The following is a 13,947-nucleotide window of genomic DNA, read 5'->3' as shown; positions in this document are numbered from 1 at the left end:
CACGTGGCAATCACGTTAATTGCATGTTAAGGTCGCGTGGTGGGGAAGGAATATCAGTGTAATTTCAACGTAACACCTTGAAACCATTGGGGGAATCATGAGAGCACGTCCATCCGGCATCAAGCCGAACCGTCTCAGCATCGCATTGTTTGCCGTACTGGCCCTGCCCGTGGCCGGCACGGCGTTCGCGCAGGACGCGGCCGACCAGCAGGAAGAGGAGCAAGCCGCCGCGGCACCAGCCCAGGCAAGCGAGGACACCACCGAACTGGATCGCGTCACGGTCACCGGTTCGCGCATCAAGCGCGCCGAGATCGAAGGCCCGGCGCCGGTGACCATCATTACAGCCGACGACCTCGAACAGCAGGGCTTCAGCACCGTCTACGACGCGCTGAACACCCTCACGCAGTTCACCGGCTCGGTCCAGAACGAACTCACGCAGAACGGCTTCACCCCCAACGCCAGCTTCCTCAACCTGCGCGGCCTGGGTCCCGGCTACCAGCTGGTCCTGATCAACGGTCGCCGCGTTGCGGATTATCCGCTGCCATACAACAGCCAGTCCAACGCGGTGAACCTCAACGCGATCCCGGCTGCGGCCATCGAGCGGATCGAGATCCTGTCCGGCGGCGCTTCGGCGATCTACGGCTCCGACGCCGTCGCCGGCGTGGTCAACATCATCATGAAGTCGAACTACGAGGGCGACATGGTCACCCTGCGTGGCGGCACCACCACCCGCGGGGGCGGCGATACCGGGCGCGCGCAGTGGATCGGCGGCAAGGCCGGCAGCAACTGGAGCCTGACCTACGCCTTCGAGTACCTCGAGCGCGAAGCGATCTTCGCGTCGCAGCGCGACTTCATGGACTCCTACCGCGACGACCCTTCCGTGGATCCGTCGGATGCGACGGCGGTGGGCGGCGTCCAGATGCGTGATTCTTTCACTGGCGCGTACATCTGGCCGGGCGGGATCGATGAAGTCTGCGGACGCTTCTCCGAGTTCGAGACGTTCGCTTTCAACAGCGCCACCCCGAACCGTTGCTATTACTACGGCTACCCGGCCACCCAGGCCATCCGCAACGCCGACGACAACCTGTCCGCCTACCTGTACGGCACGTTCGACTTCACCGATACGCTGCAGGGCTTCGCGCAGCTCAGCATGACCGATGCCGATGCAACACTGTCCTCGTCCACGCAGTTCTGGCAGAGCGGTCACGTGTACGTGCCCGAGCTGGGAACCATCGTCAACACCCAGCGCATCTTCACCCCCGATGAAGTGGGCGGAAAGGGCGCGCAATCGTCCAAGTACAGCGAACGGGCGATCGACGTGGCGGCAGGCCTGCGCGGAACGATGTTCAGCGACCGCTTCGACTGGGACGCCACGATCTCCCATGGTCGTTACGAGCTCGACGTCAAGCGCCCGCGCTTCCTGGCGAACAAGGTCAGCGACTATTTCCTCGGCCCGCAGCTGGGCCTGGATCCGATCCTGGGCGCCTACCCTGTCCACAATTTCGACCTCGACCACTTCTTCAACCCGATTGATGCGGAAACGTTCAGCTCGCTCAACACGATGGTGAAGACGGAAGCCGAGTCGAAGGTGACGCAAGCTTCGTTCGTCCTGAGCGGCGACCTGTTCGAACTGCCCGCCGGCCCGCTGGGCATGGCAGCCGTGATCGAAGCCGCGTCCCAGGACTACGAGCTGATCTCCGATCCCCGCATCCGGCCCGACTACGCGGGCGACGAGCCGATCTACAACCTGACCGGCACCGGCGGTGGCGGCGAGCGTGATCGTTACGCCGTCGGCCTGGAGCTCAGCGTTCCGATCTTCGACAGCCTCAAGGCCAGCCTGGCCGGACGCTACGACAAGTACGACGACGTCACCAACGTGGATGGCGCATCCACCTGGATGGCCGGCCTCGAATGGCGGCCGTTCGACAGCCTGCTGTTCCGCGGCAGCCACTCCACCAGCTTCCGCGCACCGGACATGCACTACGTGTTCGCCGAGGAGTCCGGTTTCTTCACGACCGTACTCGACGAATATCGCTGCCGCCGCGACGGCCTCGACCCGACGGCCTCGCCGACCGATCCGAACAACTGCCGTGACAACGAGTACCAATACTCGGTGTTCGGCCTGCGTTCGGGCAGCACGGAACTCGAGGAAGAGAAGGGCAAGTCGACCACCGTCGGCTTCGTCTGGGACGTGATCGACAACATGTCCGTCAGCGTGGACTGGTACCAGATCGAACTCGAAGGCGGTGTCAGCGACATCAACACCGGCTACCTGCTGCGCAACGAAGCCGACTGCCGCCTCGGGCAGACCCGCGACGGGAGCCCGGTCGACATCAACACGGCTGGTTGCCAGTACTTCCTCAGCCTGGTCGAGCGTACCGGCATCGACCAGGTCAACGACGACGAGATCGACCAGTTCCGCTCCGTCCCGTTCAACCAGGCGAAGGTCGAGACCTCCGGCGTCGATGCAACCTGGAAGTACCGGTTCGACACCGATCGCCTGGGCCGCTTCGACCTGGATCTCGGCTGGACGCACGTGCTGAAGATGGAGGAGCAGGACTTCCCCGGCAGCCCGGTCGTCAACACCCGCGACCACCTGCAGTACTTCAACTTCCGCAGCCGCGTGAACTGGACCGCCACCTGGATGAAGGACGACTGGCGCGCTTCGATCTACGGCTACCGCTGGGGCTCGCTGCCGAACTGGGAAGAGACCGGACGCATCGCTCCATACATCATCTGGAACGCCAACGTCCAGAAGAAGATCACGGACAACGCCACGCTCGGCCTGTTCGTGAACAACGTCCTCGACAAGCTGCATCCGGAGGACGACTCGTTCAACTCGTACCCGTTCTTCTGGCGTGCATACAGCCCGATCGGGCGCGAGGTGTTCGTCCAGTTCTCCTACCAGTTCAACTGATCTACCGGTTCCGGACCACGGACCTCGAGCCCGGCGCAAGCCGGGCTCGATTTTTTCCGGGACTGGAAGGTTTGCGGGCAGTCCGGCGTCACCGCGACCGGCTCGTTCGCGTCGCCCCGGGATTGGATAAACTTGGCCTGCTCATTACGATTCTTGCGCCACGGCGCTGGGGAGAAGAACGCAATGCCGAAACTCCGTAACCTGGTTCTCGCGGGGGGGCTCGTCCTCGCCTGCCCTGCACTGTCCGAACCCTTGCCACCGATCGAGGACTTCGTCCGCCACGCGACCTACAGCGGGACCAGCATCTCGCCCACGGGCGAGTACCTCGCCATCACGGTTGACCGCGGCGACCAGGACGTGTTGACCGTCCTGCGTACCAGTGACCTGAAGATCCTCAAGATCAACCAGTTGCCGGACAAGAAGAGCGTCGGCAGCTTCTACTGGGTCAGCCCGGAACGCCTGATGTTCAACGCGGTGAAGAAGATGGGCGGGTACGCCGCCCCCTTCCAGACCGGCGAGTGGTTCGCGGTCAACGCCGACGGCAGCCAGCCGCGGCCGCTGATCTTCTACGGGACCCGCGACGTCACCCAGCGCGGCAAGACGGTCGGCTCGGAGCGCTTCACGCTGCTCGACACGCTGAAGGACGACGAACGCAACGTCATCATGCAGGCCCGTTCACCACGCTCATCCGAAGGTGCAGGCACCGAAGTCGTGCGCATGGACACCGTATCGGGGCGTCGCGTCTCGCTCGGCCGCGCGCCGAAGGAAAACTGCAGTATTGCGCTGAGCCAGGCCAAGGAACCGCAGTTCGCGGTTTGCTCGTCCAGCCGCGACGAGCAGGGCGAGTACGACGAACGCACCGAGCTGTACCGCATGCAGGACGGCAAATGGGTGCTGGTCAATGCATCCAAGTCCGACGGCAAGCACCTGTGGATCGAGCGCGTCAGCACCAACGGCACCGTGTACGCGACCCAGAGCGACGAAACCAGCCCGGGCGCCATCGGCACGCTGGACACCACCACCGGCCAGTTCCACAGCCTCTTCCAGGACCCCGTCGCCGAGGTCGCGAACACGATCTGGTCGAGCGACGAAAGCACCCTGATCGGGGTGGTGACCGCCGCCGGCGCCCCGAAGGTCACGCTGGTCGACGAAACGCACCCCGATGCGCAGCTGTATGCATCGTTGGCCGCATCCTTCCCCGGCCAGATGGTCGACTTCGCCAGCCATACCGACGACGGGAAACTCATCGTCGTCTCGGTCTACAGCGACACCAACCCCGGCGAGCTGTACCTGTACGACCGCGATACGGGCAAGGCACGTTTCCTGATGCAGGGGCGGAAGTGGTTGGACAAGGGTGCCATGGCATCCACGAAACCCTTCACCTTCACTGCCCGCGACGGCAAGCGCATCCATGCCTACCTCACCATCCCGCACGGTTCGGATGGCCGCAACCTGCCGCTGATCGTCAACCCGCACGGCGGCCCCATCGGTCCGCGCGACGGCTGGGGATTCAACAGCGAAGCGCAGCTGCTCGCCAGCCGCGGCTACCTCGTGCTCAAGGTGAACTACCGCGGCTCCGGCGGCTACGGCAAGGCCTTCAGTGATGCCGGCCACCAGCAATGGGCCGAAGGCATCCAGAACGACATCATCGACGCCACCAAATGGACGATCGACCAAGGCTACGCGGACAAGGAGCGCATCTGCATCTACGGCGGCAGCTTCGGCGGCTACTCGGCGCTGATGGCACCGATCCGGGCGCCGGGCCTGTTCAAATGCGCGTTCGGTTACGTCGGGGTCTACGACATCGAGATGATGTTCGAGCTCGGCGACATCCCGCAGTCGGAATCCGGACGCCGCTTCCTGCGCCGGACGCATGGCACGTCCAAGGCCAAGTGGACCGAGTCTTCGCCCGCACGGCGCGCGGATGAAGTCGACATTCCCGTTTACCTGGCGGCGGGCGCCCGCGACGAACGTGCGCCGCCGGAGCAGACCGAGCTGATGAACAAGGCCCTGGTCGAAGCCGGCAACCCGCCGGAGGGCATGATCATCCAGTCCGGCGAGATGCACGGGTTCTACGACGAGAAGAACAGCCTGAACCTGTATACGAAGATGCTGGCGTTCTTCAATCGCCACATCGGCGGCAAGGTGGACGTCGGAGCGCCGGAAAACGCGGACTGACCTCCAGGCGACGGGGAGCCGGATTACCGGCCCCCTGTTGTGCCGAAAACTGAACATCCTTGGGCGCCGGCTTCTCCATACGCCGGCGGATTGCGTTATAACGCATCCACGCCCGCACACAAGCGTGGCAACCAAATCACATCACGCCCCCTGGAGGGACCATGCGCGCACTTCGATCCGCCCTGCTCCTGCTTGCACTGCTGCCGCTGGTCGCCGTCGCCCAGCAATCCCCCACCGGCCGCTGGAAGACCATCGACGACGAAACCGGCAAGGTGAAGTCGATCGTGGAAATCACCCAGGCTGCCGATGGCACGCTGCAGGGCAAGGTCGTCGAGATCCTGCAGTCCGACCGCGGCCCCAACCCGACCTGCGACAAGTGCAAGGGCGCCAACAAGGACAAGCCGGTGAAGGGCATGACCATCCTCTGGGGCCTGGAGCCCGACGGCGACGAGTGGAGCGGCGGCACCGTGCTCGATCCGGCCAAGGGCAAGACCTACAAGTCGAAGGTCGAACTGCTTGAGGGCGGCCAGAAACTCGGCATGTCCGGCTGCATCGCCTTCATCTGCCGGCAGCAGGTGTGGGTGCGCGAATAGCGCCGATCACCTTGCCGATGCACCTGCGCGCCCCGGCCTTGGCCGGGGCGTTCGTTCTTGTGGGGGCCGCAGTGGCGGGCGCGCACCCCATGCGATAATCGTCGACCGCCCACAGCCACGATCGCCATGCCCCGCAACGCCCTGGTCACCAATGCCCTGCCCTACGCCAACGGCCCGCTGCACCTGGGCCACCTGGTGGGCTACATCCAGGCCGACATCTGGGTACGCGCGCGGCGGATGGCAGGCGGAACCGTGCATTACGTCTGCGCCGACGACACCCACGGCACGCCGATCATGCTGGCCGCGGAGAAGGCCGGCACCACGCCGGAACAGTTCATCGCCGCCATCCAGGCCGGGCACGAGCGCGACTTCGCCGCGTTCGGCGTTGCGTTCGACCACTACGACTCCACCCACTCGGCCGGCAACCGCGCGCTGACCGAGGCGATCTACGGCAAGCTCGACAACAACGGCCACATCGCGCGGCGCTCGGTCGCGCAGCTCTACGACCCGGTGCGCGGGATGTTCCTGCCGGACCGCTACGTCAAGGGCACCTGCCCCAACTGCGGCACGCCGGACCAGTACGGCGACAACTGCGAGCACTGCGGCGCGACGTACTCGCCGACCGAGCTCAAGTCGCCCTACTCGGTCGTCAGCGGCGCGACGCCGGAGCTGCGCGAGTCCGAGCACTTCTTCTTCGAGGTCGGCCAGTTCGAGGGCTTCCTGCGCGAATGGCTTGCCGGCGACGTGGCGGTGCCAGGGGTCAAGGCCAAGCTGCAGGAGTGGCTGGACGGCGAAGGCGGCCTGCGCGCCTGGGACATCTCGCGCGACGCGCCGTACTTCGGCTTCGAGATCCCCGGGCACCCCGGCAAGTTCCTGTACGTCTGGCTGGACGCGCCGATCGGCTACCTGAGCAGTTTCCAGGCGCTGTGCGCGCGCAACGGCGCCGATTTCTTCGAGTACATGGCGCCCGGCAGCGAGGCCGAGCTGCACCACTTCATCGGCAAGGACATCGTCAACTTCCACGGCCTGTTCTGGCCTGCGGTGCTGCACGGCGCGGGCATGCGCGCGCCCACGCGGCTGCACGTCAACGGCTACCTGACGGTGGACGGGGCCAAAATGTCGAAGTCCCGCGGCACCTTCGTGATGGCGCGCACCTACCTGGACAGCGGCCTGCCGGCCGAGGCGCTGCGCTACTACTTCGCGGCCAAGTCCTCGGGCGGCGTGGACGACCTCGACCTGAACCTGACGGACTTCGTCGCGCGGGTGAACTCGGACGTGGTCGGCAAGTTCGTCAACCTCGCCAGCCGCTGCGCCGGCTTCATCAGCAAGCGCTTCGACGGCCGCCTGGCCGCGGCGCTGCCGGAGCCGGAGACGTACGCGCGCTTCGTCGAAGCACTCGGCCCGATCCGCGACGCCTACGAGCGCAACGAGCCGGCCACCGTGCTGCGCCTGGCGATGACGCTGGCCGATGAGGCCAACCGCTACATCGACGAGCGCAAGCCGTGGGTGCTGGCCAAGCAGGAAGGCGCCGACGCGCAGCTGCAAGCGGTGTGCACGCAGGGACTGAACCTGTTCCGCGTGCTGGCCATGGCGCTGGCGCCGGTGCTGCCTGCAATGACGCGCGATATCGAACAGTTCCTCGACGCGCCGCTGGCAACCTGGAGCGACGTCGACGCGCCGCTGCTCGACCACGCCATCCGTGCGTACACCCCATTGTTTACCCGCATCGACCCGAAGCAGGTTGCCGCCATGACCGACGCCAGCAAGGAAGACCTGAAGCCCGCCGCGAAACCAGAAGTTCCGGCAGGAGCGGCGGGAGCCGCGACCCGGGCCGTTGCGGGGACACCGGTCGCGGCTTCCGCCGCTCCTACAAAGGAAGAGCCAGGCGCGGACGCCGCCATCGTGTCCATCGATGACTTCGCCAAGCTCGACCTGCGCGTCGGCAAGGTCGTGGCCTGCGAAGTCGTCGAAGGCTCCGACAAGCTGCTGCGCTTCGAACTCGATGCCGGCGAACTGGGCAAGCGACAGATCTTCTCCGGCATTCGCGCCAGCTACGGCGAGCCGGAGGCGCTGGTGGGGCGCAGCGTGGTGTTCATCGCCAACCTCGCGCCGCGCAAGATGCGCTTCGGCCTGAGCGAGGGCATGATCCTTTCGGCCGGCTTCGACGCCGGCCAGCTCGCCCTGCTGGCCGCCGACGAAGGCGCCGAACCCGGCATGCCGGTGCGATAACGCGTAGGGCGGGTCTTGACCCGCCGCTTCCAGGGCCCCGGCCAGCACCGCAGGGCGGGACCTTGACCCGCCATCCGACCGCGACGATCTTGGCAGGCAAGGGGCGGATCTCGACCCGCCATCTCGCGGCAGCCGCATTTGGCGAACACCGAAAAGCAGCGGGTCGAGACCCGCCCTACGTTGCCTCGCAGACGCGCACCTGACCTTGTATGTCCGCCAATCCGACCCGAAACCTCGTCGAACGCCTCGACCGCCTGCTGCCCCAGACCCAGTGCGGCCAGTGCGGTTACGACGGATGCAGGCCGTATGCCGAAGCGATGGCGGCGGGAGACGCGGATATCGACCGTTGCCCGCCCGGCGGCGACGCCGGTGCGCGGGCGCTGGCGCGACTGCTCGACGTTGCGCCGAAGCCCTACGACCGCGGTCGCGGCGTGCGCAAGCCGCCGCTGGTCGCGCTGGTCGTGGAAGCCGATTGCATCGGCTGCACCAAGTGCATCCAGGCCTGTCCCGTCGACGCGATCATCGGTGCCTCGAAGCTGATGCACGTGGTGGCCGAACCCCTGTGCACCGGCTGCGAGCTGTGCGTGCCGGCATGTCCGGTCGACTGCATCGTGATGGTCGACGCCGCATCTCGACCCTGATCGTCGTTACCGGTATCGGCGGCCGGCTAACGGCCTTCCTGCACTGCGCCTGCAGGCACTGGCGGAACGCACCCGCTGCAGACCCGCTCCACCGCATGGCCCTTCGCACGCAGCTTCTCCACCACGCCGTCGTCGCCGAGCAGGTGCAGCGCGCCGACGACCACCAGGGTGTCGTCGGTGCCGGGCTCGGCCAGCATCTGCTCGATCTTCGGCACCCAGGCATCATTGCGCTCGACGTTGATGTGCCGGTACAGCTTCGGATAGCGGTCGCGCATGTCCGCGCCCATCTCGTCCCAGATCGCATCGGCATCGCCCGCGCGCCAATACGCATGCAGCGTCGGCAGGTCGTCGCTGGTTGACTGCGTCAGCGCCTCGTCGATGAACTGCAACTGTTCTTCCCGATCCATGCCGTCGAGGAACGCGATCTGCTGCGCGGCGGTCTCGAATCCGCCGGTGCGCTTGCCGGCAATGCCCGCGGCGTCGATGAAATGCTGGTCGAGGCCGAGCTTCGGGTCCAGGCCCTGCTTGGCCATCTCGGTCATGCTGATCATCAGGCCCACGAACCACGGTTCGAACATCTGCATCCTCTCGGGCGTCATCCCGGAGGCCTGGAGGGCGGCGGAATTGGCGGACTGCCAGTCCCGCAGGCGCGCGGCGGTGTCGGGTGGCAGTTCGCTGTCGAGTCCGGTGCCGTCGGTGCGCACCGCGGCCTGCATCATCTGCACGGGAAGCTGCGGCGAGTTCATTTCCTCCGGCGGCATCTCGAACACCACCGCCTCGGCATCGGCAAACGCGCCGTTGACGTCGCTCGACAGCGGATAGTCGTCGGGCTTGAGCAGGTGGAAGGAGCCCAGCAGGTAGACCGTGTTGTCGGCGTCGGACACCTGCCACAGCAGCGGCAGCGGTGGATCCTTCGGCGGCACGAACACCACCTCCGGTGTCGTGGCCGTGGGCGGCGGTGCGCCGGCCTGCGGCTGCTGCGCGTAGGCAAGGCCGGAGACGACGACCAGGGCGACAGCAAGCCACGGCCTGCGGGACATCGGCTTTGGCGACTGCATGCGGAACTCCTTTCGTTCGGTGGAGCGGATCAATGCAGGGATCCGGCGTACTTCTTTTCACCGGCGGCAATCGCCAGGTCCAGACGGTTGTCCGGCGGAGGCAGCGGGCAGGTGGCGAACGAGGTGAACGCGCACGGCGGGTTGTAGGCCTGGTTGAAATCGACCACGACATTGCCGTCGGCATCAGGCGCGTCGGTGTACAGGAAGCGGCCGGCACCGTAGCTGCCGTGGCCGTTGGTGCGATCGGCGAACACCAGGAACAGTCGCCCGTCGCCCTCATCCAGCGCGTCGATGCGCCAGGTCTTGCCGTCACGCTCGAACTCGACCGCACCCGGGCTGGGCTCATCGTTGATGGAACCGATGATGTCGGCCACCGGGATGGTCTTGCCGGGCGGGTTGGGCACGAACTTGCCGTGGATCTTCCACGACGGATCGGCCGGCCAGTAGTCCAGGCCCGCGAACTGCGTGCGCGTTTGCGCATCGGCGTGCTTGACCCGCAGCGCGCGGCGGCCGTCGCGCACGATCACCGTGACCAGGCCCTTGCCTTCGTCGAAACCGAGCACGCTTGGGGTTTCCGACGTGTCGTCGTGCAGCTCCACGCGTCCGGTGACCGGCTCGCCGTCGAGCGTCAGTTCGACGCCTTTTTCGGGCGTGAGGAACAGGCGCTCGCCCTCCTGCTGCAGCATGCCCAGCTTCGCCGGCCCCATGGCCAGGCGGATGCCGTTGGTCGCGCCGCTGCCGATGAAGTGCGCCTTGAGCTCGATCCAGTGCAGGCCGATCAGGCTGGTCCAGCCATCGGGCTTGCGCAGGCTTTCGTCGCGGCGCGCGCGCCAGGCGTCTTCTTCGGCAATGAAACTCGGGTCGGGTGTCATCATCTCGTCTCCGGCCGGCGGCTGCGGCGAACCGCTGCAGCCGGCAAAGGTCAGCACGCAGCCGGCAAGCGCCAGCCCCAGGGTGAATTGCTTGCGCATCGTCAGCGTCCTCGCAGGAACCAGCGGTCGATCTCCGGCAGGCTGAAGCGCGCCCAGGTCGGGCGGCCATGGTTGCACTGGCCCGAGCGCTCGGTGGCTTCCATCTCGCGCAGCAGCGCGTTCATCTCGGGGATCGTCAGTCGGCGGTTGGCGCGGATGGCGCCGTGGCAGGCCATGGTCGACAGCAGCTCGTCGCGCGCGGCGCGGATGCGCAGGCTTTCGCCATGTTCGCGCAGGTCGGCGAGCACGTCGCGCAGCAGGGCTTCGGTGTCGCCGTGGGCGAGCAGCGCGGGAACGCTGCGCAGCAGCAACGACTGCGGACCGGTGCGCGACACCTCGAACCCCAGGTCGGCGAGCGTGGCGGCCTCGCGCTCGGCGACATCGGCCTCGCGCTCGCTGACCGCGACGGTCTGCGGCACCAGCAGCGGCTGCGTGCGCAGGCCTTCGCCGTCGTGCGCGGTCTTGAGCTTCTCGTAGCCGATGCGCTCGTGCGCGGCGTGCATGTCGACCACGATCAGGCCGTCGCCGGTCTCGGCCAGCACGTAGATGCCGTGCAGTTGGGCGACGGCGTAGCCCAGCGGCGGGATGCGTTCGTCCTGCGACTCGGGCAACGCCGGCAAGGGTGCGGCCGCACCGCCCTGCCCGTCCACGTTCGCAGTCGGCGTCGCATACAGCTGCGCATAGGTCGAACGGGCATCGTCGATGCGCAGCGACAGGTCCGACTGCGACCTTTGCATGGCCCAGGCCGGCAGCCGGTCGGTCGACTGCGGCAGCGCACTGGAATCGCCGGAAACATGCGTGGAAACCGCGACGCCGATGCCGGCGCGGGTTTCCGCCAGCGCATCGTGCAAGGTGCGATAGACGAAGTCGTGCACCAGCCGCGCGTCGCGGAAGCGCACTTCGTGCTTGGCCGGATGCACGTTGACGTCGACCCGCGTCGGGTCGAGCTCGAGGAACAGCACGTACGCCGGCTGGCGGCCGTGGAACAGCACGTCGGCATAGGCCTGCTTCACCGCGTGCGCGACGGAGCGGTCGCGGATGCTGCGGCCGTTGACGTACAGGTACTGCTGGTCCGCGCTTGCACGGGAATACACCGGCTGCGCGATCCAGCCGTGCAGGCGCAGGCCGGCGGCCTCGTGCTCGATGCGCAGCGCGTGCTTCGCGAACTCCTCGCCCAGCGTCTCGCCCAGGCGCTCGCCCGAGAACAACTGCCCGTCGCCCTTGTAGCGGCGCGAAGGCTTGCCGTTGTGCGAGACGCGCAGCTCGACGTCCGGGCGCGCCAGCGCCAGCGAGCGCAGCCATTCCTCGATGTGGCCCAGTTCGGTGCGTTCGGCGCGCAGGAACTTGCGCCGCGCCGGCACGTTGTAGAACAGGTCGCGCACCTCGACCGTGGTGCCGCGCGGGTGCGGCTTCGGGGCCACTTCGCCAAGGTTGCCGCCGTCGACCTGCAGGCTGGCGCCGTGGGCATCGTCGTCGCGGCGCGAGGACATCGTGAAGCGGCTGACGGACGCGATCGAAGGCAGCGCCTCGCCGCGGAAACCGAGCGTTGCCACGGCTTCCAGGTCGTCGAGCGATGCGATCTTGCTGGTCGCGTGGCGGGACACCGCCAGCGGCAGTTCGCCGGCCGCGATGCCGCCGCCGTCGTCGCGGATGCGGATCAGGCGGACGCCGCCTTCTTCCAGGTCGATGTCGACCCGGTGCGCACCGGCGTCGAGCGCGTTCTCGACCAGTTCCTTGACCACCGAAGCCGGTCGTTCGACGACTTCGCCGGCGGCGATCTGGTTGATGAGGGTGTCGGGAAGCTGCTGGATGCTCACCGGGGCAATGATACCGGCCCGCCGGTGCGCGGCGTCAGGGGCTGCCGCCAGCCCCGGAATCGGCCTGCTCCGCGGACGCACGCGCGGCGTACATCGTGCCCGGCGGCGGCTGGCGCAGGAAATAGGTATCGACGCCGCGCAGGATCGCGCCCGCCAGCTTGCGCTGGTAGGCCGGGTCGCCGAGCAGGCGCTCTTCGGTCGGGTTGGAGATGAAGGCGGTCTCGACCAGCATGGCCGGCATGTCCGAGGTGCGCAGAACGGCGAAGTTGGCGTGCTCCACGCGGCGGGTGTTGCCGACGTCGCCGAGGCTGCCGAGCACGTGGCGCGCCGCATCCTCGGAGGCCTTCATGTGCCCGCTCTGGGTGAGGTCGAGCAGCACCGAAGCCAGCGTATTGCCGGCCTGCGGCATGCGTCCGCCGATCAGGTCGGCGGCGTTTTCCTTGTCGGCCAGCCAGCGCGCGCGCTGCGAGGAGGCGCCCTTGAGCGACAGCACGTACACCGACGCGCCCGAGGCGCTGCGGTTCTCGGCCGCATCGGCGTGGATTGAAACGAAGATGTCGGCCTTGGCCGCACGCGCCAGCTGCGCGCGTCGGTTGAGCGGAATGAACACGTCCTTGTCGCGCGTCAGGTAGGCCTTCAGGCCGGGCGTGGCGTTGACCTGCCTGGCCAGTTCGCGGCTGACTGCGAGGGTGACGTCCTTCTCGCGGCGACCACTCTTGCCGATCGCGCCCGGATCCTGGCCACCGTGGCCCGCATCGATGGCCACGATCAGCGGGCGCATGCCGGCGCGGCGGGCCAGCGGCGGCGGCGTGACGGCGGGCGCGGCGACCGGCGCAGGCTTCGGGTCGACGACGGGAGTCGGCACACCGGTGGCGATGCGGGTCGGGACGCCCGTCGCGATGGTGCCGGACGCCTGCGGAACCGGTGCCGGCAAAGGCGCCGGGGTGGGCTGCGTGGATGACCTGGCGGCGGCGGTCGTGGCTGCCACCAGCCGCGAGGTGGCCGCGGCCGATGCGATCGCCGGGTCGGGCGGCGGCGGCGTCGTGGACGCGCTGCCTGCCTGCGGATCCGCCGGCGCCACCGGCCGGTTCGCGCTCGCGGCGGCGATGCGCGCAATCGGGTCACCAATGGCGTCGCCCGGCCATTCCACGACCAGCCGCGTACCGTTGGCGCCGGACTCGAAGCGCGGCTTCAGCGCGACCACGGGGGCCAGCAGGTCGAACACGACGCGGGTGGTGCCGGGAACTGGATGCCCGGTGCGCACGTCCTTCACCAGGCCGGCCGCTGCGGGCAGCTTGAGGCCTCGCACCGGATCGACGCCCGGCAGGTCCACGACCAGGCGCTCGGGATTGGACAGGGTCAGGATCCTGTATTCGACCTGAGTGTCCAAGCCGATCTCCGCGCGGGTGCCGGTAGCACCTGCGGAAACGCGCAAGTCATTGATTTCAGAGGCATGCGCGAGATTCCAGCACAGCCCGGCGAGCAGCGCCAGGCCGAGAATGATTTGCTGGACGGGGATCCCCTTGGCTCGCATGCGTCGTAG

General features: G+C 67.4%; 9 protein-coding genes. 5 read left to right on the top strand and 4 right to left on the bottom strand.

The features are described from left to right. The first annotated feature begins 97 nt into the window (after nucleotides 1-97). The 5 genes from ACFONC_RS04055 (at nucleotide 98) to rnfB (ending at nucleotide 8,558) form a co-directional block, all read left to right on the top strand. On the top strand, nucleotides 98-2,917 hold the full coding sequence (locus tag ACFONC_RS04055) for a TonB-dependent receptor plug domain-containing protein (RefSeq protein ID WP_386742447.1): 2,820 nt from the start codon (nucleotides 98-100) through the stop codon (nucleotides 2,915-2,917). 183 nt (nucleotides 2,918-3,100) lie between these two features. Further along, the gene (locus ACFONC_RS04050) at nucleotides 3,101-5,095 is read left to right on the top strand and encodes an alpha/beta hydrolase family protein (protein WP_386742446.1); all 1,995 of its coding nucleotides are present in this window, start codon (nucleotides 3,101-3,103) and stop codon (nucleotides 5,093-5,095) included. A gap of 161 nt (nucleotides 5,096-5,256) precedes the next feature. Next, nucleotides 5,257-5,688 (top strand): DUF2147 domain-containing protein, encoded by a 432-nt coding sequence (locus tag ACFONC_RS04045; RefSeq protein ID WP_386742445.1) that lies wholly within the window; start codon nucleotides 5,257-5,259, stop codon nucleotides 5,686-5,688. 126 nt (nucleotides 5,689-5,814) lie between these two features. Beyond that, entirely contained in the window at nucleotides 5,815-7,917 is a 2,103-nt protein-coding gene (gene metG / locus ACFONC_RS04040) for a methionine--tRNA ligase (RefSeq protein WP_386742444.1), read from the top strand. A 209-nt stretch (nucleotides 7,918-8,126) separates the two neighbouring features. After that, the gene (rnfB, locus tag ACFONC_RS04035; protein WP_386742443.1) at nucleotides 8,127-8,558 is read left to right on the top strand and encodes an Rnf electron transport complex subunit RnfB; all 432 of its coding nucleotides are present in this window, start codon (nucleotides 8,127-8,129) and stop codon (nucleotides 8,556-8,558) included. A gap of 26 nt (nucleotides 8,559-8,584) precedes the next feature. On the opposite strand, the gene ACFONC_RS04030 is transcribed toward rnfB, so the two are convergent. Genes ACFONC_RS04030 through ACFONC_RS04015 form a run of 4 tightly spaced genes read right to left on the bottom strand, consistent with a single transcriptional unit; the run spans nucleotide 8,585 to nucleotide 13,938 of the window. After that, nucleotides 8,585-9,616: a TraB/GumN family protein gene (locus tag ACFONC_RS04030; RefSeq protein WP_386742442.1), complete on the bottom strand. Its 1,032-nt coding sequence runs from the start codon at nucleotides 9,614-9,616 to the stop codon at nucleotides 8,585-8,587. Between the two features lie 29 nt (nucleotides 9,617-9,645). Beyond that, on the bottom strand, nucleotides 9,646-10,587 hold the full coding sequence (locus ACFONC_RS04025) for a DUF1684 domain-containing protein (RefSeq protein ID WP_386742441.1): 942 nt from the start codon (nucleotides 10,585-10,587) through the stop codon (nucleotides 9,646-9,648). A 2-nt stretch (nucleotides 10,588-10,589) separates the two neighbouring features. Continuing rightward, a complete protein-coding gene (gene mutL, locus ACFONC_RS04020) occupies nucleotides 10,590-12,404 on the bottom strand; it encodes a DNA mismatch repair endonuclease MutL (protein WP_386742440.1) in 1,815 nt (604 codons plus the stop codon). 34 nt (nucleotides 12,405-12,438) lie between these two features. Next, nucleotides 12,439-13,938, bottom strand: coding sequence for an N-acetylmuramoyl-L-alanine amidase (locus tag ACFONC_RS04015; RefSeq protein ID WP_386742439.1), 1,500 nt, complete (start codon nucleotides 13,936-13,938; stop codon nucleotides 12,439-12,441). Nucleotides 13,939-13,947 lie beyond the last annotated feature (9 nt).

Source organism: Luteimonas soli, assembly GCF_042648865.1.
Classification (GTDB): Bacteria; Pseudomonadota; Gammaproteobacteria; order Xanthomonadales; family Xanthomonadaceae; genus Luteimonas; species Luteimonas soli.
The sequence above is the reverse complement of the archived record's forward strand: the minus strand, read 5'-3'. Positions and strand labels throughout refer to the sequence as shown.